We start from the raw sequence: 17,666 nt of genomic DNA on the forward strand, positions 1-17,666 counted from the left end.
CCATCTCCTTTCCCCATCTTTCCCCGGACGCGAGTTGGCCTGGGGCCGACGCCACCGGCCCACTGCGTCGTCCATGGACGGGCTGCGCGATCAGGCGCAGCTCCAGGGCTGGGTGCCACGGATCTCGTACAGCCGGTTCGCCACGGTGATCTGCTCGGCGCGGCTGGCCTGGTGCGGGTAGGCCGCGAAGTCCTGACCGTTGACCGAGCGCCATGTCTGGAGGTTGAACTGCAGGCCGCCGTAGTAGCCGTTGCCGGTGTTGATGTCCCACCGGTTGCCCGACTCGCACTCGGCGATCCGGACCCACATGGCCTCGCGGGCCAGGTTGATGGCCCCGCCAGAGGACGAGCCGGACGAGCTCGACGAGGACGGCGCGGGGGCGGTCACCTTGGTGCCCACGGCGGTCACCTGGGCCACGGGCTGCCGCGACACCACCCGCTCCGCGAGGGTCGAGCTCACCAGGACGCCGTCCTCGTACACCTCGGTGTAGGTCTCACGGGCGAGCCCCTCGACGCCCTTGGTGGTGACCTTGGTGGTGCCCTTGTCCAGGTCTGCGGTCTTCACCGTCGACTTGGTGAACGCGATGGCCGCCTCCTTCGTGGCCTGCTTGACCTCGACGTCGACCAGCGTGATGGCCAGACCGTCCTCGAGGACCGTGGTGGCGGCGGGGGTCAGCTTGTCGTCCGAGTCCGGCGCGACGCCGGCCTTGGCCAGGGCGTCCGCGACGGTGCCCGCCACGGTCAGCGACTGCGGCGCGCCGGCGACCGTCAGCGTGACGTCCTTGGCGGTGGCCACGTCCAGGCTCAGGCCCTGGCGGCCGATGGCGGTGGACCGGGACGCCGACAGCTTCGAGTCGGTGGCACCCAGGTTGAGCATGGTCAGCGCCTCGCCGACGGTGCGGGCGGTTGTCCACACCGTGCGCTCCTCGCCGTCGACCGTGACCTGGAACTCGCGGCCGTAGGCGACGCTGATCTCCATGTCGTCGCTGACCTCGGCCTCCGGGCCGGGAAGGACGACGTCGTGCTTGCCGAGGGAGATGTTCTCCAGCTCCAGGACCTCGGCGACGGTGTCCTCGCGCACCGCGATGGTGCGCGACACTCCGTCGACCACGAGCGTGACGTCATTCTTGTGCAGGGCGGTCGCGACGCCGGCAGCGGAGACCAGCGCGAGAGCGCAGCCACCGGCAACGGCGGGGATCCAGAACTTCTTCGCCTTCAACAAAACTCCTCAGACTGAGACGCGTACGTGAATCAGGCTAACCCGGGAGTTGAGAAAAAACCAAAAATATCCTGAGATTCTCTCAGTAGGCGGCTAGGATCCGGCCCGATGGGCCTCGTACAGGGCCTCGGCCTCCACGTACCAGGCCAGCGCCTGGTCCCGCATGGTGGTCATCCAGACGGGGTCCGACGAGGCGGCCAGATCCGTCAGCTCGTACGGGTCCTGCGCGAGGTCGAACACCTCGTCGCGGCGGTCCCCGAAGTGGTGGATGAGCTTCATGTCGCCGTCGACGACGGCGGTGCACTTGCCCCTGGCGAGGCATGTGGCCACCAGCGGGCCCTGCGGCTGCCCGCTGTACAGCGACGGCTGGTAGGCGTGCTCCGAGACCAGGTCGAAGCCGAGCGCGTCGACGGCGGTGGGCAGGACTGCCAGCTGGTTGGCCGGCTCATCGAGCCGCTCACCTGCGCGCAGCGGGTCGTGGATGAGGAACGGGATCCGGATGCCCTCGTCGTAGATCGTGTTGTCGTGCTGGAAGATCCGGTGCTCGCCGAACCCCTCCCCGTGGTCCCCCACCACCACGAACACGGTCTCCTCGTAGAGGCCGAGCTCCTTGAACATGTCGATCACGCGGCCGACGAAGGCGTCCTGGTAGTGGATGCTGTTGAGGTAGTCGTTGAGCAGCGGATCCTCGACGAAGCTGATCGGCTCGTAGCCCTCGAGCGCGTAGTCGTGGTGGCCCGTGACGGTGAGCATGCTGAGCAGGAACGGCTGGCCGCCCGTGCTCTCGATCCAGTCGCGCTCCGGGCCGAGCATGATGTCGTCCTCGTAGCCGAAGTAGTTCGACTTGTTGAAGCCGGCCTTCGGCATGGCGTCGACGGGGCGGAAGAAGTCGAAGCCCAGGTTCTCCACGGTGCTGCGCCTGCGCTCGAAGTGCTCGGTCGCCGACTGGAAGAACGCCGTCTTGTACCCGTTGTCGCCGAGGAGCTCGGCCAGGCACGGCATCGGCAGGCCGGCCGGATCCGCCTCCGAGTTCTCGTGGTCCGTCGGCGGCGTGACGCCGCAGTGCACCGCGGTGATCGCCTTGGACGTGTGGGGCAGCACGGTGTACCCGCGCGAGGGGGTCAGGCTCGACGCGGCCAGCGCGTCGAGGACCGGGGTGACGGGCTCGCTGGTCTCCGGGAGCGTCGAGGTGGCGCGATGGGACTCCAGCACGATGACCACGAGGTTGCGCCCGGCCGCGTCCGCCCGCTGGACGAGGCGGGTGCTGTCGACGTCCTCGGCCGCGACGTCGGGCTCCTCCGGGTAGGCGCCCGCCTCCCTGATCGGCGAGACGACGAGCTGCACGGGCGGCGCCAGGGCGAAGGCCGCCGAGACGGTGGGCGCGCTCCACGCCGACGCCACGAGGAGCGCGGCGGCCGCCGCCATCAGCAGACGCCGCACCGTCCGCGAGGGACGACGATGCATCAACCGCGACACCACGGGCCCCAGCAGGAGAGGCGCGACGAAGGTGCTCACCCCGACGACGGTGAACAGCATCACCAGCTGGGGGCTCACCTGCGAGCCGAGCAGTCCGTCCAGCTCACTGCGGCCGCGCCACGCGTAGAGGATCTGCTCCCCCGTCAAGGGGTTGCCGGTCTGCATGACGTACGCGTGGCTCACCACCGTGAAGAGTCCGAGGAGCAGCGTGCCGAGGTGGGCCAGGTAGAACGCGCCCGCCCGGAACCAGGACGGGCCCACGGCGCACAACAGCCCCCACATCAGGACCCAGGCCGCCCCGAACGCGACGTCCGAGGACACCCGAGCGACGACCTCCCCGAGGCCCGCCTCGGGGAAGTACCTCGCCGTGCGTTCGAGCTTCAGCAGCACGCCCATGACGACGACCGGGAGCAGGAGGACGACAAGGCGACCCCACTTGTGGCGGGGCTTCAGTAAACGTGAAGCGAACGAAGTGTGAACAGGCATCGTCCGGACATGCTACGTTATCCGGCCGAATGACGGTTATCCGGCGGTGTCCGGCTGGATGTCGATCCGCCAGCCGGTGAGCCTGGCCGCGAGGCGCGCGTTCTGGCCCTCACGGCCGATGGCCAGCGACAGCTGATAGTCCGGCACGATGGCCCGACAGGCCCGGGCCCCCTGGTCCACCACGGTCACCGACAGCACCTTCGCCGGCGAGAGCGCCGCCGCGACGAACTTCGTCGGGTCCTCCGACCAGTCGACGATGTCGATCTTCTCGTCTCCGAGCTCGTTGGTCACGGCGCGCACCCGCTGGCCCATCGGACCGATGAACGCGCCCTTGGCCGAGACGTCGGCATGGTTGGAGCGCACCGCGATCTTCGTGCGGTGGCCCGCCTCCCTGGCGATCTCCATGATCTCGACGATGCCCTGGCCCAGCTCCGGCACCTCGAGCGCGAACAGCTTCTTCACCAGGTTGGGGTGCGTGCGCGACACGATGACCTGCGGGCCGCGCAGCTCGCGGCGGACCGCCACCACGTAGACCCTCAGGCGACGCCCGTGGGAGTAGTCCTCCCCCGGCACCTGCTCGGCCAGCGGCATCATGGCCTCGAGCGTGCCGAGATCCACCCGCACCGCGCGGGTGTCGCGGTCCTGCTGGATGGTGCCGACGATGATGTCGCCCTCGGTGCCGGAGAAGTGGCCGAACTTCTGGTCGTCCTCGGCCTCGCGGATCCGCTGGAAGATGACCTGACGGGCTGTCGCCGCCGCGATCCGGCCGAAGTCGTCCGGGGTGTCGTCGAAGTAGCCGATGACCTCGTCGTCGTCGTTGAACTCGGGCGCCAGCACGCTGACCTTGCCGGTCTTCCGGTTGACCTCGACCTTGACGCCGCGCAGCGCGTGGGGCGTCTTGTTGTACGCGTTGAGCAACGCGTCCTCGAGGGTCTTGATGAGGTACTCCTCGGAGATGTCCTTGTCCCGCTCGATTGCGCGCAGCGCTGCCAGATCGACGTCCATCACTGATCCTCTCCATCCTCGTCGTCAAGGGAGCGGTTGAGCTCCACCTGGACGACAGCCTTCCTGATGCCGCTGAGCGCGACGGTGGTGGGGGTGCCGTCGACGTCCAGGGTCACGGCCTCGTCGTCGACCTCCACGATGCGCCCGGTGGTCTCGCCGCCCTCGGCGAGCCACAGCCTCACCAGCCGGCCCCTGTTGCGCCGGTAGTGCCTGACCGCCGTGAGCGGCGTGCTTACCCCCCGGGAGCTCACCTCCAGTGTGTAGGGGCGGTCGCCGACGGCGTCGCTCTCGTCCAACGCCGCAGACAGGGCCGACGAGGCCCTGGCGATGTCGTCCAGCAGCGGACCGTGGCCGGTGGGGCCGTCCCCGTCCACCGCGATGCGCAGCACCGAGCGTTTGCCGATGGGTGTGACCTCCATGCTGTCGAGCTCCAGCCCGTGCCGCGCGAGGATCGGTTCGATGACCGCCGCGAGCGTGTCCTGCTGCATTTCGGCTCCCTATCCGGTTGTTGGCCCAATTGTGAAGGCCAAGCATACCGATAGGGTGAAATGCATGAACTGTGGCAGGCGGGCGGTGCTGCTGGCCCTGGCCCTCACGGGGTGCGGGCTGGACCCGACGATCTCGGGGTCCATGCCCCCGGCGCCGGAGCCGGCCCCCGAGCCCACCCAGGCCCCGGAGGTGGCGCTGGCGGCCGTCTCGGTGGCCGGGCTCGCCGGAGAGATCGAGGCGGCGCGTTCGGCCGCCGACGCGCCGGGCGGCTATCCAGCCTGGGCCGACGCGGGCGGCGCCGCCATGGGCGGGATCCTGGAGCGGCTGCGGGCCGTGGACCCGGTGGCCGGCGGCGAGCCCGCCTTCCAGGAGGAGGCTCCCCCGCCGTCGACCCCAGGCTCGTTCGCCGACGCGGAGGCCTCCATCGCAGCCGCCTCAGCGGCCGCTGAGGCGGCCCTGCGCGGGGCCGCGCTGGCCGCCCAGGGGCAACCGCTGCGCCTCCTCCTGGCATCGGCGGCGTGCACCGCCCGCTCGCTGGCCGCCGTCGCGACGCCGTCGGTGGAGGGCGACAGCTTCCCCCGCCACTTCCAGGGCACCACGGTGGCGGCGTCCCTGCCCATCGCGTTGAGCCACGTGTGGGCGCTCATCTACGGGCTCGGCGTCGGCCTGGGCCGCCTGGACGACGACGACCCGCTGGCCGCCCTCGGCGCCGCCAGGCTCGCCGCCGCGAAGGAGCTCCGCAACGAGCTGCGCGACGCCCTCCCGGGCAGGCCCCCCACTCAGCCCGCCGCGTTCGACCTGCCCACCCCGATGAGCACCAGCGAGGAGATCCGGGCCGGCTGGGGCGGGCTGGAGGTCTCCGTGCTCGAAGGGCTCGGAAGGGTGGTCGCGGCCGGTGGGCCGAGGGTGGAGCGTTGGCTGGATCTGATGATCGCGCAGACCGACGATGTCGCGGCAGTGGGCCAGCCCCTGACGCGCTGGCCCGGGTGGGCCTGAGCCTCAGCCCCGAGCGGCCGCCAGCACCTGGTCGACGATCTCCGCCACCGGGATCTCGCGCCTGTCCCCCGTGCGGCGGTCGCGCAGCTCGACCACGCCGTCGGCGAGCCCTCGGCCCACCACGACGATGAGGGGCATGCCCATCACCTCGGAGTCGGCGAACTTCACCCCGGGGCTGGCCTTCCGGTCGTCGTAGAGCACGTCCAGTCCGCGGCCCGACAGCTCGCCGGCGATGCGCTCGGCCTCGGCGAAGACCGCCGCGTCCTTGCCCGTGGCCAGAAGCTGCACCTGGTACGGCGCCAGGCCGATGGGCCAGCAGAGACCCTTGTCGTCGCAGGTGGCCTCCGCCACCGCCGCCACGGCGCGGGACACTCCCACGCCGTAGGAGCCCATCGTGACGGTGACCAGCTTGCCGTTCGAGTCGAGCACCTTCAGCCCCAGCGCCTCCGCGTACTTGCGGCCGAGTTGGAAGATGTGGCCCATCTCGATGCCTCGGGCCAGCGTGAGCGGGCCGGAGCCGTCCGGGGCTGGGTCCCCCTCGCGCACGTCCGCGACGTCGATGACGCCGTCGGCGACGAAGTCGCGGCCGGCGGTGACGCCCACCAGGTGCCGGTCCTTCTCGTTGGCGCCCGTGGCCCACGACGTGCCGGAGACCACTCGCGGGTCCACGAGGTACTCGATGCCGGTGGCGGATCCGGCGCCCAGGACGCGGGTCCCGTCCAGCGAGACCGGGGAGATGTAGCCCACCACGAGGTCCGGGTAGCGGGCGAAGTCCTCGGGACCGAACGGCTCGGCGGTGGCCGGCTCCAGCGCCGCGGCGAGCCGCTTGACGTCCACCTCCCGGTCGCCGGGGAGCCCGACGGCGAGCGCCCGCGTCTTCCCGTCGGCGCCCGTGACGGAGAACAGCACGTTCTTCAGCGTGTCCGCCCCGGTCCACTCACGCTCCGGCAGGTCACGGTTGAGGATCCCCACCACCGCCGCGATCGTGCCGGCGTCCGGGGTCTCGACGATGCGCATCGCCGGCGCCTCCTCCAGCGGCAGTTCGGCGGGCGGGGCGACGCGGACGGCCTCCACGTTTGCCGCGTAGCCCGCCGGCGACCGCACGAACGTGTCCTCGCCGTTGGCGGCGACGGCGAGGAACTCCTCGGAGCGGGATCCGCCCATGGCGCCGGCCATGGCGGAGACGATGACGAACTCCAGCCCGAGGCGCTCGAAGATGCGCTGGTACGCGCGGCGGTGCAGCTGGTAGCTGGCCTCAAGGCCGGCGTCGTCCACGTCGAAGGAGTACGAGTCCTTCATCACGAACTCGCGCCCGCGCAGCAGCCCGGCGCGGGGACGGGCCTCGTCGCGGTACTTGGTCTGGATCTGGTAGAGCGAGAGGGGCAGGTCCTTGTAGGAGCTGTAGAGGTCCTTGACCAGGAGCGTGAACATTTCCTCGTGGGTGGGGCCGAGGAGCATGTCGGCACCCTTGCGGTCCTGCAGGCGGAACAGGTTGTCCCCGTAGTCCGCCCACCGCCCGGTCTGCTCGTAGGGCTCGCGCGGGAGGAGGGCCGGGAACCGGACCTCCTGGGCGCCGATGGCGTCCATCTCCTCGCGGACCACGGCCTCCACCTTCTGCAGGACCTTCAGCCCGAGCGGCAGCCAGGAGTAGACCCCGGGGGCGGCGCGTCGGATGTAGCCCGCGCGCACGAGCCACCGGTGGCTCGGGACCTCAGCGTCGGCTGGATCGTCGCGGAGGGTGCGGACGAAGAGGCTCGACAGGCGAGTGAGCATGGGTGGCGCCTTTCTCGGGATGACCGGGGTCAGCCTAGTACCACTGCGGGGAAGTGCTGATCAGGGCGGTGACCGGAGAGGACTGCCCGACCTGACGTGGTGGCGCGCGGGTCTAGAAGTGGACCGTGGCCAGGGCTCCGACGTCGACGAACCCGAGCCGCTCGTAGGCCCTGATGGCGGGGGCGTTGAAGTCGTTGACGTAGAGGCTGATCCGCGGGTAGCGCTGCATGGCGAGGCGGAGCATCCCCGACAGCGCGGGCACGCTGATGCCCTGACCGCGAAGCGCCGGGTCCACCCACACCCCCTGCAGCTGGGCCTGGTCTCCCAGCCTCGGGCCGAGGTCCGCCTTGAAGATCACCTTGCCGTGGTCGTCGACGACGCCGAAGGCGTCGCCGTCGACGAGCCTCTGCATCACGAAACGCTCGTACCCGGTGCCGTACTTGAAGGGCGAACTGCCGATCTCGTCGGTGTACATGTGCACCGAGGCGTCCAGGTAGCTGGGGTAGTCGTCGGCCGTCAACCGGCGCACCCGAGGGTCCGGCGCGATGACCGGCGGGCGCTCCAGCAGCATCAGCGGCTGGCGGCGCCTGATGTTGCTCACCCCCGACCAGGTGGCGGGCCAGCGCTCGGTGAGGCCGAGATGGAGGCCCAGGACGGAGATGGCGGGCCCCAGGATGGAGGTGCAGCGGCGCACGGGCCCGAGCTGGCCCACGAAGGCCGGCAGCGCCCCGGGATCGAAACCCGCCACGAAGACCGTGCCGCCGTCGAGCATGAGCGAGACGATCTCACCGCCGCGCTCGAAGGCGAACACGTTGCCCAGGCGCCTTCGGTCGATGCCGTAGGTGGCGATCTTGGCGGCGAGGAAGAGGTTCTCGACCGGGCTCCGCGCCAGGAATCCGAGTGCCTCGTCCCGGTCTGCGCCGGTCAGCGCGCGCACCCGGGAAGCCATGCGCGTCAGCCTAGGAGACGGAGACCGCAGGCGTGCCGATCTCGCCCATCTCGGCGGCGAGGCGCTGGGCCTCGATGATCAGCGTCTCGACGATCTCGTCCTCCGGCACGGTCTTGATGACCTCCCCCTTGACGAAGATCTGGCCCTTGCCGTTGCCGGAGGCCACGCCGAGGTCAGCCTCGCGCGCCTCGCCGGGCCCGTTGACCACGCAGCCCATGACGGCGACGCGCAGCGGGGCCTGCATGCCTTCAAGGCCCTTGGTGACCTGCTCGGCCAGGGTGTAGACGTCCACCTGGGCGCGCCCGCAGGAGGGGCAGGAGACGATGTCCAGCTTGCGGGGACGCAGATTGAGCGACTCGAGGATCTTCAGGCCCACCTTGACCTCCTCGGCGGGCGGGGCCGAGAGCGAGACGCGGATGGTGTCGCCGATGCCGCGGCTCAGCAGGGACCCGAAGGCGACGGAGGACTTGATGGTGCCCTGGAAGGCGGGGCCGGCCTCGGTGACGCCGAGGTGGAGCGGGTAGTCGCACTTCTCCGAGAGCATCTCGTAGGCCCGCACCATGACCACCGGGTCGTTGTGCTTGACGGAGATCTTGAAGTCGTGGAAGCCCACATCCTCGAAGAGCGAGGCCTCCCACAGCGCCGACTCGACCAGCGCCTCGGGCGTGGGCGCCCCGTACTTGGCGAGCAGGCGCCGGTCCAGGGAGCCGGCGTTGACGCCGATGCGCAGCGAGACGCCGGCGTCCGAGGCGGCCTTGGCAATCTCGGCCACCTTGTCGTCGAACTGCTTGATGTTGCCCGGGTTCACCCGGACCGCGGCGCAGCCGGCGTCGATGGCGGCGAACACGTAGCGGGGCTGGAAGTGGATGTCCGCGATGACCGGGATCTGCGACTTCTTCGCGATGATCGGCAGCGCCTCCGCGTCGTCCTGGCTGGGCACCGCGACCCGGACGATGTCGCACCCGGTGGCGGTCAGCTCGGCGATCTGCTGGAGCGTGGCGTTGATGTCGGTGGTCTTGGTGGTGGTCATCGACTGGACGCTGACCGGCGCGTCCCCACCGACGAGAACCTTGCCCACCCTGATCTGCCGCGTGGGCCGACGGGGGGCGAGCACTGGGGCGGGCGCGGCGGGCATACCGAGGTTCACGGACATGGCGCCCACCCTACCCGCATCGGTGCGGCGGACGCTGCGGACAGCGGCCGGTGCGCCTCTAGAAGATGCTGATCGGCGAGATGATGTCGGCAAGGATCAGCACCACGCCTCCCAGGAGGAGGAACCCTCCGACGACGTAGGTGACCGGCAGCACCTTCGCCGTGTCGACGTAGCCAGGGTCGGGGCGCCCGAGGAGCCGGGCACCCTGCCTGCGCACCCACTCCCAGATCGCTGCCGCCACGTGCCCGCCGTCCAGCGGCGGCAGCGGCACGAGGTTGAGCAGGGCCACGAAGAGGTTGACCGAGCCCAGCAGCGACAGCCACGTGGCGGCCTTGGCGGGCACGTCGAGCTCGGTGCTGGCCCCGATCTCTCCCGCGACGCGGGAGGCGCCGACGATGCTGATCGGCGAGTTGATGTCCCGGGGCTGGCCGGTCACGAGGTCGGCGGCGACGTTCCAGACCCGCACCGGGAAGCTGGCCAGCGCGACGACGGACTGCTTGGTCATGGTCCACATCTGTTCGGCCGTCTGGACGACCCCGCCGCGCCGCTGCTCGATGGTGGGCGAGACGCCGAAGAACCCCGCCTCGACGGTGCGAGTGGGGTCGAGCCGGTCCGGCACGAAGTTGAGCACGGTGTTGACCTGGGGCAGCGTCACCAGGGCGCCCGAGCGCTCGACGACGACGACGGCGGCCCCGTCGCGGTTGGCGCGGATGAGGTCGCCCATCTGTTCCCAACCCGTGAGCTCCACCCCGTTGAAGGAGACCAGGACGTCTCCCGGCTGCACGCCGGCCTGCGCCGCGGGCGTGGCCGGGTCTCCGGTGCGACAGGTCTGATCCGCCCGGTCCGCGGGCACCGCGCACTCGGAGACGTTCGCCACGGTCAGGGTGGCGGTGGGCACGCCATAGGCCAGGTTGATGCCGAGGAAGATGAGGAAGGCGATGAGGAGGTTCATGAACGGCCCGCCGAGCATGACCACGATCTTCTGCCAGGTCTTCTTCTCATAGAGGAGGCGGCCGCTGTCCGCAGCGGTGATGTCTTCGTACTCGACGGCGCGGGCGTCGTCGGCCATGCGGGTGAGCCACCCCTGCCGGGCGGACGGGCGCCTGGGCGGGTACATGCCCATGAGCCGGACGTAGCCGCCCAGGGGGATGGCCTTGATGCCGTACTCCGTCTCCCCTCGGGTGGTGGACCACAGGGTCTTGCCGAAGCCGACGAAGTACTTGCTGACGCGCACCCCGAAGAGCTTGGCCGGCACCAGGTGGCCCACCTCGTGCAGCGCGATCGAGGCCATGATCAGCGCGAAGAACAGCACCGCGAAGACGACGGTGACGAGCACGGTCATCCTGCGGCCGCCAACCCGGCCGCCCGGGCCCGTCCCCACGCGTCGGCGGCGAGGACGGCGTCAACGGTGAGGTCCGCGTCGGGGACGTGCCCCTGGGCAAGGTGCTCGTCGACGCATGCCGCGACGATGCGGGTGATGTCGAGGAAGCCGATCGTGCCCGCGCAGAAGGCGTCCACGCACGCCTCGTTGGCGGCGTTGTAGACCGCCGGGGCGGTGCCGGCCGCCTGGCCGGCCCGGCGGGCGAGCTCGACGGCGGGGAACGTCTCGTCGTCGAGCGGCTCGAAGGTCCAGGTGGCCGCGGTGCTCCAGTCACACGGCGCGGCCGCGTCGGCCAGCCGTTCGGGCCACGTCAGGGCGATCCCGATCGGGAGGCGCATGTCCGGCGGCGACGCCTGGGCGATGGTGGAGCCGTCGTGGAACTCCACCATCGAGTGGACCACCGACTGGGGGTGCACCGTGACGACGATGTCGTCGAAGTCCACGCCGTAGAGCAGCGCCGCCTCGATGAGCTCGAGGCCCTTGTTGACCAGGGTGGCCGAGTTGATGGTGATCACGCGCCCCATGTCCCACGTGGGATGGGCCATCGCCTGCTGCGGGGTGACGTCCGCGAGCTCGCGGGCCGACCGGCCGCGGAAGGGCCCCCCGGAGGCGGTGAGGATGAGCCGGCGGACCTCGTCGTTCCTGCCGCACCGGAGGGCCTGCGCGAACGCGGAGTGCTCCGAGTCCACGGCGACGATCTGGCCGGGCGCCGCCGCCTGCGTGACGAGCCGTCCACCGATGACCAGCGACTCCTTGTTGGCCAGGGCGAGGGTGCTGCCGGCCGCGAGGGCCGCCAGCGTGGGGCCGAGGCCGGCGGCGCCGGTGATGGCGTTGACCACCACGTCCGCGCCGCTCCCGGCGAGCTGGGTGGACGCCTCGGGACCGAGGAGGAGGCGGGGAAGCTGGTACTGACCGGTGCTCCAGCCGCGGCGGTCCGCCTCCGCGTAGAGGGCGCGTTGCAGCTCCTGGGCCGCGCTCGCCTTGGCCAGGGCCACCGTCTCCGGTTCGAACTCGACGATCTGGCGGGCGAGCAGCTCCAGGTTCCCGCCGGAGGCGGACAGCCCGACGACGCGGAACCTGTCCCTCCTGCCGGCGATCACGTCGAGGGTCTGGGTACCGATCGATCCGGTGGAGCCGAGCAGGACGATTGTGCGCACCGGCCCAGTCTATGTCGCCGGCGCCCCCCGGCCCGGGCACGCGGGGAGCGGCCCCGCGACCGTGCCAAGATCGGTGCATGCCTCTTGCCGCCCCTCCCCCAGCCGGAACGCCTGTGCCGTTCGCGATCACGAGATGGGCCGCGGAGAACCGCCGCCGGGTCGACGAGCTGGTGTGGCTCAACGAGCTCGGCGGGCTCACCGCCCGCATCGTCGGCCCGGACAGCGCCCCGCTGTACGCCAAGTGGAGCCCGCACGACCTCCTGCCGGAGGCCGAGAAGCTGTCCTGGCTGGCCAGCCGGTTCCCGTCGCCGCGAATGGTGGACTACGAGGAGCTCGACGACGGCTGGTTGATCGTCACCATGGGGATGCCCGGCGCCTCCGCGGTCGGGCATCTCGGCCAGGCGCACCCGGACCTGGCGGCCGCGGCCGTGGGCGAGGGGCTCGCGCGGCTCCACAGCCTCGACCCCACCGACTGCCCCTTCGGTCCGGCGGAGTGGATCGGGGTCCAGGAGGACGTGGACGTCCTGGTGGTCGCGCACGGCGACGCGTGCGCGCCGAACACCCTGATCGACGACGACGGCGGCTTCGTCGGCATCGTCGACGTCGGTGACCTCGGCGTGGCCGACAGGTGGGCGGACCTGGCGATCGCCTCCTGGTCCCTGGAGTGGAACTTCGGCCCAGGCCACGAGGACGCGTTCTGGGCGGGATACGGCGAAGCGCCGGACCCTGAGCGGATCCGGCGCTATCGCACCCTGTGGGGCAGCCCCTGACTCAGACCAGCCCGAACGCCTGCATCGCGGCCGCGACCTTCTCGAAGCCCGCGATGTTGGCGCCGAGCACGTAGTCGCCCGGCGCGCCGTAGGACTCCGCCGTCTCGGCGCACATGTCGTGGATGTTGCGCATGATGGAGGTCAGCCGCTCCTCGGTGTACTCGAAGCTCCAGGAGTCACGCGACGCGTTCTGCTGCATCTCCAGCGCGGAGGTGGCCACGCCGCCGGCGTTGGCCGCCTTGCCGGGCCCGTAGAGGATCCTCGCCTCCTGGAACACCTTGATGCCCTCAGGGGTGGTGGGCATGTTGGCGCCCTCGGCGACGGCGATGACGCCGTTGCGGACGAGCGTCGCGGCGTGGTCGCCGTTGAGTTCGTTCTGCGTGGCCGACGGCAGGGCGACGTCCACCGGCACGTCCCAGATGGAACTGCCGTTGGAGTGGTAGCTGGCGGACGGGCGGCGCTCGGCGTAGTCGCTGACGCGCCCGCGCTCAACCTCCTTGACCTGCTTGAGCAGGTCAAGGTCCACGCCTGCCTCGTCGACGACGTAGCCACCCGAGTCGGAGAAGGTGATGACCCTGCCCCCGAGCTGGTGGACCTTCTCGATGGCGTAGATGGCCACGTTGCCGGAGCCCGACACGCTGACCTTCTTGCCGTCGAACGACTGGCCGCGGGTCTTGAGCATCTCGTCGGCGAACACCACGGTGCCGTAACCGGTGGCCTCGGTGCGCACCAGCGAACCGCCCCACGCGATGCCCTTGCCGGTGAGGACGCCGGACTCGTAGCGGTTGGTGATCCGCTTGTACTGCCCGAACATGTAGCCGATCTCGCGGCCACCGACGCCGATGTCGCCGGCCGGGACGTCGGTGTACTCGCCGAGGTGGCGGTACAGCTCGGTCATGAAGGACTGGCAGAACCGCATGACCTCGGCGTCGGACTTGCCGCGCGGGTCGAAGTCGGAGCCGCCCTTGCCGCCGCCGATGGGCAGGCCGGTGAGCGAGTTCTTGAAGATCTGCTCGAAGCCGAGGAACTTGATCACGCCGAGGTAGACGCTGGGATGGAACCGGAGGCCGCCCTTGTAGGGGCCGAGCGCGGAGTTGAACTCGACCCGGAACCCGCGGTTGACCTGGACCTCGCCCTTGTCGTCCATCCACGGCACGCGGAAGATGATCTGGCGCTCCGGCTCGCAGATGCGCTCCAGGACCTTGGAGGCGATGTATTCCGGATGGCGCTTGACCACGGGCTCGAGGCTCTCGAATACCTCACGGACGGCCTGGTGGAACTCGGCCTCCCCGGGGTTGCGGGCCACGACTGCCTGGAAGACGCGTTCCAGTTGCTGCTCCATCGGTACTCCTTCGCGCTTGCGATGCTTGGAGCACTGAGTGTAACGAGCCCGTTACGCCTTGCTCACAGCAGTCCGCACTTCCCCGTCGCCGACGCTCGCGGCCAGCTGGCCGCAGGCGCCGTCGATCTCGGAGCCGCGGGTGTCGCGGAGCGTCACGGGCACGCCGCGCCGCTCCAGGGTCTGGATGAAGACGCGCTCGTCCTCCTTGCGCGACGCCGTCCACTTCGAGCCGGGCGTGGGGTTCAGCGGGATCAGGTTGACGTGCACCCAGCCCCAGTCGCCGCGCTTCTTCAGGACGGTGGCCAGGAGCTCCGCCCGCTCCTTCTGGTCGTTGATGTCGCGCATGAGGGCGTACTCGATGGACACCCGGCGCTTCGTGGTGCGCGCGTACTCCCAGGCGGCGTCGACGACCTCGGCCACCTTCCAGCGGGTGTTGATCGGGACGATCTCGTCCCGCAGCTCGTCGTCCGGGGCGTGCAGGGACACGGCCAGCGTCACGGGCAGGCCCTCCGTGGTGAGCTGCTGGATCTTCGGCACCAGACCCACGGTGGACACGGTGATGCCCCGCGCGCTCATCCCGAACCCGTCCGGGCTGGGGGCGAGCAGGGTCCGGATGGATCCGAGGACGGCCTTGTAGTTGGCCATCGGCTCACCCATGCCCATGAACACGATGTTGTTGAGCCGCCCCGTCGCGCCGGGGACCGCGCCGGAGGCGAGCATCTGGTTGGCGGCAAGCGCCTGCACCGTGATCTCGGCCTGGCTGAGGTTGCGCTGGAGCCCTCCCTGGCCGGTGGCGCAGAAGGGGCAGGCCATGCCGCAGCCGGCCTGCGAGGAGATGCACAGGGTGGAGCGCCCCGGGTAGCGCATGAGGACGGACTCGAGGAGGGACCCGTCGTGCAGACGCCACAGGGTCTTCACGGTCGCCCCCTTGTCGGCCGTGCGCTGAGTCACCTGCTCCAGCAGCCTGGGGAACAGCTGGGCCCCCAGGTCCTCCCTGATGGACGCCGGGATGTCCGAGAAGCCGGCGACGTCGTCCTCCAGGCGGTCGAAGAGGTGCCGCGAGATCTGGTTCGCGCGGAACTTCGGCAGGCCGAGCCGGTGGGTGGCGTCGACGCGCTCGTCGACGGTGAGGTCGAGCCAGTGGCGCGGCGCCTTGCCCCTGGCGGGAGCGTCGAAGACGATGGGTAGCTGAGTACCGGTCATGGGTCTTCCTTCGTGTGCGGGAGGGGTCAGCCGAGGGCCAGGTGCAGCACGAGCCACCCCATCGGGAACGCCACCAGCATGGAATCGAGCCGATCCATCACGCCGCCGTGGCCGGGTAGGAAGTTGGACATGTCCTTGATGCCCGCGTCGCGCTTGAGCAGGGACTCCACGAGGTCCCCGACCGTGGCGGCCAGGCTGACGAGGATGCCGAGCGGGATGCCCACCCACCACGGCGCGTCGAGCAGGTAGACGGAGGCCAGCACGGCGACGACGGTGGTCACCGCGACTCCCCCGGCCAGGCCCTCCCACGTCTTGCCGGGGCTGATGTGGGGGGCCAGCTTGTGACGCCCCAGCAGCGATCCGACGGCGTAGGCGCCGGTGTCGGAGGCCACCACGCAGACGATGACGGTGAGGATGCGGAGCTGGCCCTTGTCCGCGCCCATCAGCAGGGGAACGAACATGCCGAGCAGGGGGATGTAGGCGATCACCAGCGCGCTGGCCGCGACGTCGCGGATGAAACCCTCGGCGCCGCGGAAGAGCCTGGACGCCAGCGCGACGATGGTGGTGGCCCCGAGGCAGATGATCACGAACGACGTGGGCGTGACCCGCATGTCGACGAGCGCGGCCACGTACCCGCCGACGACGCTGACGGCGGTGCCCGCCACGATGAACCCGATCTCCGAGCGCATGCCCTTGAGCAGCAGCGCGCGATGCACCTCGACCGCGGCCAGGCACAGGCCCAGGGCGACGAGCACGATGAACAGCCACGGCGCCCAGACGAGTCCGAAGGCGAGCACCACGAACAACGCGACGCCGACCCCGATGGCCGCCGGGAGGTCCCGGCCGGCCTTCGGGGTCGGCGTCGCGTTCGTGCTCTGAGCCATCAGACCTCGAGGAGCTCGGCTTCCTTGTGCTTGAACAGCTCGTCGATGCTCTCGACGTACTTCTTCGTCGTGGCGTCGAGGGCCTTCTCGGCGCGGCTCAGGTCATCCTCGCTGATCTCGCCGTCCTTCTGCGCCTTCTTGAGGTGGTCCATGGAGTGGCGACGGACGTTGCGCACGGCGACGCGGGCATCCTCGGCCTTGGCCTTGGCCATCTTGATGTACTCCTTGCGGCGCTCCTCCGTCAGCTGCGGGACCAGGATGCGCACCGAGTTGCCGTCGTTGCTGGGGTTCACCCCGAGGTCGGCGTCGCGGATGGCCTTCTCGATGGCACCGATGGCGCTCCTGTCGAAGGGCGTGATCACCATCGAACGCGGATCCGGGGACGTGAACGTGGCCAGTTGCTGCAGCGGGGTGGGCGCGCCGTAGTAGTCCGCGGTGATCTTGTTGAACATCGCCGGATGCGCGCGCCCGGTGCGGATGGTGGCCATGTCCTCGCGGGCGTGGTCCACGGCGTGCTGCATCTTCGTGGAGGCTTCGTTCTGGGTTTCGGCGATCATGGATGACTCCTGAGGGTGACTGGGGTGGACTAACGCGAGACCAGGGTCCCGATCGGCTCACCGGCGACGACTCGGCCGATGTTGCCCGGGGTGGAGAGGTTGAAGAAGACGATGCTGAGGTTGTTGTCCCTCGCCAGGGAGATGGCCGTGGCATCCGCGACCTTCAGGTCCTCGGTGAGGAACTGGTCGTAGGACAGGCGCTCGAACTTGGTGGCGTCGGGGTGGGTCTTGGGGTCCTTGTTGTAGACGCCGTCGACGCCCTGCTTCCCCATGAGCAGCACCTCGGCCCCGATCTCCAGGGCCCGCTGCGCGGCGACGGTGTCGGTCGAGAAGTACGGCATGCCGGAGCCGGCCCCGAAGATGACGAGACGGCCCTTCTCCAGATGGCGCTCGGCCCTGCGGGGGATGTACGGCTCCGCGACCTGGGCCATGCTGATGGCCGACTGGACGCGGGTCTCGATACCGGCCTTCTCGCAGAAGTCCTGCAGCGCGATGCTGTTCATCACGGTGCCCAGCATGCCCATGTAGTCCGCGCGGTCCCGCGCCATCCCGTTCTGCGACAACTCGGCGCCGCGGAAGTAGTTGCCGCCGCCGACCACCACCGCCACCTGCGTTCCCGAGCGGACGACGGCCGCGATCTCCTCAGCGATGTTGGCCACCACAACGGGGTCCACCCCGAGCTTGCCGCCGCCGAACACCTCCCCGGACAGCTTCAACAGGACTCGCCGATAAGCCACTGGGCCTCCTCGTTCTGGCTGGGTCACCTCATGGACGTGGGAGGAGGAGATACCAGAAGCCAAGAGTATACCCCCTCCCCCCCCCTCCTA

At 70.2% G+C, this 17,666-nt stretch carries 16 protein-coding genes; 2 read left to right on the forward strand and 14 right to left on the reverse strand.

Translation table 11 applies throughout. From position 1 onward, the window contains the following. Positions 1–90: 90 nt before the first annotated feature. The 4 genes from ACZK5D_RS07980 to rimP form a co-directional block, all read right to left on the reverse strand. Positions 91–1,218: a resuscitation-promoting factor gene (locus tag ACZK5D_RS07980; RefSeq protein ID WP_463664897.1), complete on the reverse strand. Its 1,128-nt coding sequence runs from the start codon at positions 1,216–1,218 to the stop codon at positions 91–93. Between the two features lie 93 nt (positions 1,219–1,311). After that, entirely contained in the window at positions 1,312–3,180 is a 1,869-nt protein-coding gene (locus ACZK5D_RS07985; protein ID WP_463664898.1) for an LTA synthase family protein, read from the reverse strand. Between the two features lie 36 nt (positions 3,181–3,216). After that, positions 3,217–4,185 (reverse strand): transcription termination factor NusA, encoded by a 969-nt coding sequence (gene nusA, locus ACZK5D_RS07990; protein WP_458994248.1) that lies wholly within the window; start codon positions 4,183–4,185, stop codon positions 3,217–3,219. Continuing rightward, positions 4,185–4,673, reverse strand: a complete 489-nt coding sequence (rimP, locus tag ACZK5D_RS07995) for a ribosome maturation factor RimP (RefSeq protein WP_463664899.1) — start codon at positions 4,671–4,673, stop codon at positions 4,185–4,187. The genes nusA and rimP overlap by 1 nt, the downstream gene beginning before the upstream one ends. A 64-nt stretch (positions 4,674–4,737) precedes the next feature. Between rimP and ACZK5D_RS08000 the strand changes: the two genes are divergently transcribed. Then, positions 4,738–5,670 (forward strand): hypothetical protein, encoded by a 933-nt coding sequence (locus ACZK5D_RS08000; protein ID WP_463664900.1) that lies wholly within the window; start codon positions 4,738–4,740, stop codon positions 5,668–5,670. A gap of 3 nt (positions 5,671–5,673) precedes the next feature. Here ACZK5D_RS08000 and ACZK5D_RS08005 read toward each other — a convergent pair whose 3' ends face one another. The 5 genes from ACZK5D_RS08005 to dxr all read right to left on the reverse strand — a co-directional run bounded on the left by ACZK5D_RS08005 (position 5,674) and on the right by dxr (position 12,083). Then, positions 5,674–7,443, reverse strand: coding sequence for a proline--tRNA ligase (locus ACZK5D_RS08005; RefSeq protein WP_463664901.1), 1,770 nt, complete (start codon positions 7,441–7,443; stop codon positions 5,674–5,676). 112 nt (positions 7,444–7,555) lie between these two features. Then, complete coding sequence (locus ACZK5D_RS08010; RefSeq protein WP_463664902.1) at positions 7,556–8,392, reverse strand: GNAT family N-acetyltransferase; 837 nt, start codon at positions 8,390–8,392, stop codon at positions 7,556–7,558. Between the two features lie 10 nt (positions 8,393–8,402). Further along, complete coding sequence (ispG, locus tag ACZK5D_RS08015) at positions 8,403–9,545, reverse strand: flavodoxin-dependent (E)-4-hydroxy-3-methylbut-2-enyl-diphosphate synthase (protein WP_458994253.1); 1,143 nt, start codon at positions 9,543–9,545, stop codon at positions 8,403–8,405. A 58-nt stretch (positions 9,546–9,603) separates the two neighbouring features. Then, positions 9,604–10,887, reverse strand: a complete 1,284-nt coding sequence (locus ACZK5D_RS08020; protein WP_463664903.1) for a M50 family metallopeptidase — start codon at positions 10,885–10,887, stop codon at positions 9,604–9,606. Continuing rightward, on the reverse strand, positions 10,884–12,083 hold the full coding sequence (gene dxr / locus ACZK5D_RS08025) for a 1-deoxy-D-xylulose-5-phosphate reductoisomerase (protein WP_463664904.1): 1,200 nt from the start codon (positions 12,081–12,083) through the stop codon (positions 10,884–10,886). Before dxr ends, ACZK5D_RS08020 begins: the two co-directional genes overlap by 4 nt. A gap of 77 nt (positions 12,084–12,160) precedes the next feature. On the opposite strand from dxr, the gene ACZK5D_RS08030 reads away from it, so the two are divergent. Next, complete coding sequence (locus ACZK5D_RS08030) at positions 12,161–12,853, forward strand: phosphotransferase (protein ID WP_463664905.1); 693 nt, start codon at positions 12,161–12,163, stop codon at positions 12,851–12,853. 1 nt (position 12,854) lies between these two features. On the opposite strand, the gene gdhA is transcribed toward ACZK5D_RS08030, so the two are convergent. From gdhA to pyrH, 5 genes are read right to left on the reverse strand one after another with little or no spacing between them, the layout of a single operon-like run. After that, the gene (gene gdhA, locus ACZK5D_RS08035) at positions 12,855–14,195 is read right to left on the reverse strand and encodes an NADP-specific glutamate dehydrogenase (RefSeq protein ID WP_458994257.1); all 1,341 of its coding nucleotides are present in this window, start codon (positions 14,193–14,195) and stop codon (positions 12,855–12,857) included. Between the two features lie 51 nt (positions 14,196–14,246). Next, positions 14,247–15,398, reverse strand: a complete 1,152-nt coding sequence (gene rlmN, locus ACZK5D_RS08040; protein ID WP_458994258.1) for a dual-specificity RNA methyltransferase RlmN — start codon at positions 15,396–15,398, stop codon at positions 14,247–14,249. A gap of 26 nt (positions 15,399–15,424) precedes the next feature. Further along, positions 15,425–16,282 carry a phosphatidate cytidylyltransferase gene (locus ACZK5D_RS08045; RefSeq protein WP_458994259.1) on the reverse strand — a complete coding sequence of 286 codons (858 nt, stop codon included), beginning with the start codon at positions 16,280–16,282 and terminating at the stop codon, positions 15,425–15,427. Then, on the reverse strand, positions 16,282–16,836 hold the full coding sequence (frr, locus tag ACZK5D_RS08050) for a ribosome recycling factor (protein WP_458996553.1): 555 nt from the start codon (positions 16,834–16,836) through the stop codon (positions 16,282–16,284). The genes ACZK5D_RS08045 and frr overlap by 1 nt, the downstream gene beginning before the upstream one ends. Before the next feature lie 32 nt (positions 16,837–16,868). Next, positions 16,869–17,603, reverse strand: a complete 735-nt coding sequence (gene pyrH, locus ACZK5D_RS08055; protein ID WP_458994260.1) for a UMP kinase — start codon at positions 17,601–17,603, stop codon at positions 16,869–16,871. Positions 17,604–17,666 lie beyond the last annotated feature (63 nt).

The organism is Tessaracoccus yangjingae, from assembly GCF_055326235.1.

What these genes read in the sequence shown, in the direction of transcription:
- ACZK5D_RS08010 (WP_463664902.1), bottom strand. Translation starts at nt 8,392, where the DNA reads ATGGCTTCCCGGGTGCGCGCGCTGACCGGCGCAGACCGGGACGAGGCA.
- ACZK5D_RS08000 (WP_463664900.1), top strand. Translation starts at nt 4,738, where the DNA reads ATGAACTGTGGCAGGCGGGCGGTGCTGCTGGCCCTGGCCCTCACGGGG.
- ACZK5D_RS07985 (WP_463664898.1), bottom strand. Translation starts at nt 3,180, where the DNA reads ATGCCTGTTCACACTTCGTTCGCTTCACGTTTACTGAAGCCCCGCCAC.
- rimP (WP_463664899.1), bottom strand. Translation starts at nt 4,673, where the DNA reads ATGCAGCAGGACACGCTCGCGGCGGTCATCGAACCGATCCTCGCGCGG.
- ACZK5D_RS08045 (WP_458994259.1), bottom strand. Translation starts at nt 16,282, where the DNA reads ATGGCTCAGAGCACGAACGCGACGCCGACCCCGAAGGCCGGCCGGGAC.
- ACZK5D_RS08005 (WP_463664901.1), bottom strand. Translation starts at nt 7,443, where the DNA reads ATGCTCACTCGCCTGTCGAGCCTCTTCGTCCGCACCCTCCGCGACGAT.
- gdhA (WP_458994257.1), bottom strand. Translation starts at nt 14,195, where the DNA reads ATGGAGCAGCAACTGGAACGCGTCTTCCAGGCAGTCGTGGCCCGCAAC.
- ACZK5D_RS08030 (WP_463664905.1), top strand. Translation starts at nt 12,161, where the DNA reads ATGCCTCTTGCCGCCCCTCCCCCAGCCGGAACGCCTGTGCCGTTCGCG.
- ispG (WP_458994253.1), bottom strand. Translation starts at nt 9,545, where the DNA reads ATGTCCGTGAACCTCGGTATGCCCGCCGCGCCCGCCCCAGTGCTCGCC.
- rlmN (WP_458994258.1), bottom strand. Translation starts at nt 15,398, where the DNA reads ATGACCGGTACTCAGCTACCCATCGTCTTCGACGCTCCCGCCAGGGGC.
- ACZK5D_RS08020 (WP_463664903.1), bottom strand. Translation starts at nt 10,887, where the DNA reads ATGACCGTGCTCGTCACCGTCGTCTTCGCGGTGCTGTTCTTCGCGCTG.
- nusA (WP_458994248.1), bottom strand. Translation starts at nt 4,185, where the DNA reads ATGGACGTCGATCTGGCAGCGCTGCGCGCAATCGAGCGGGACAAGGAC.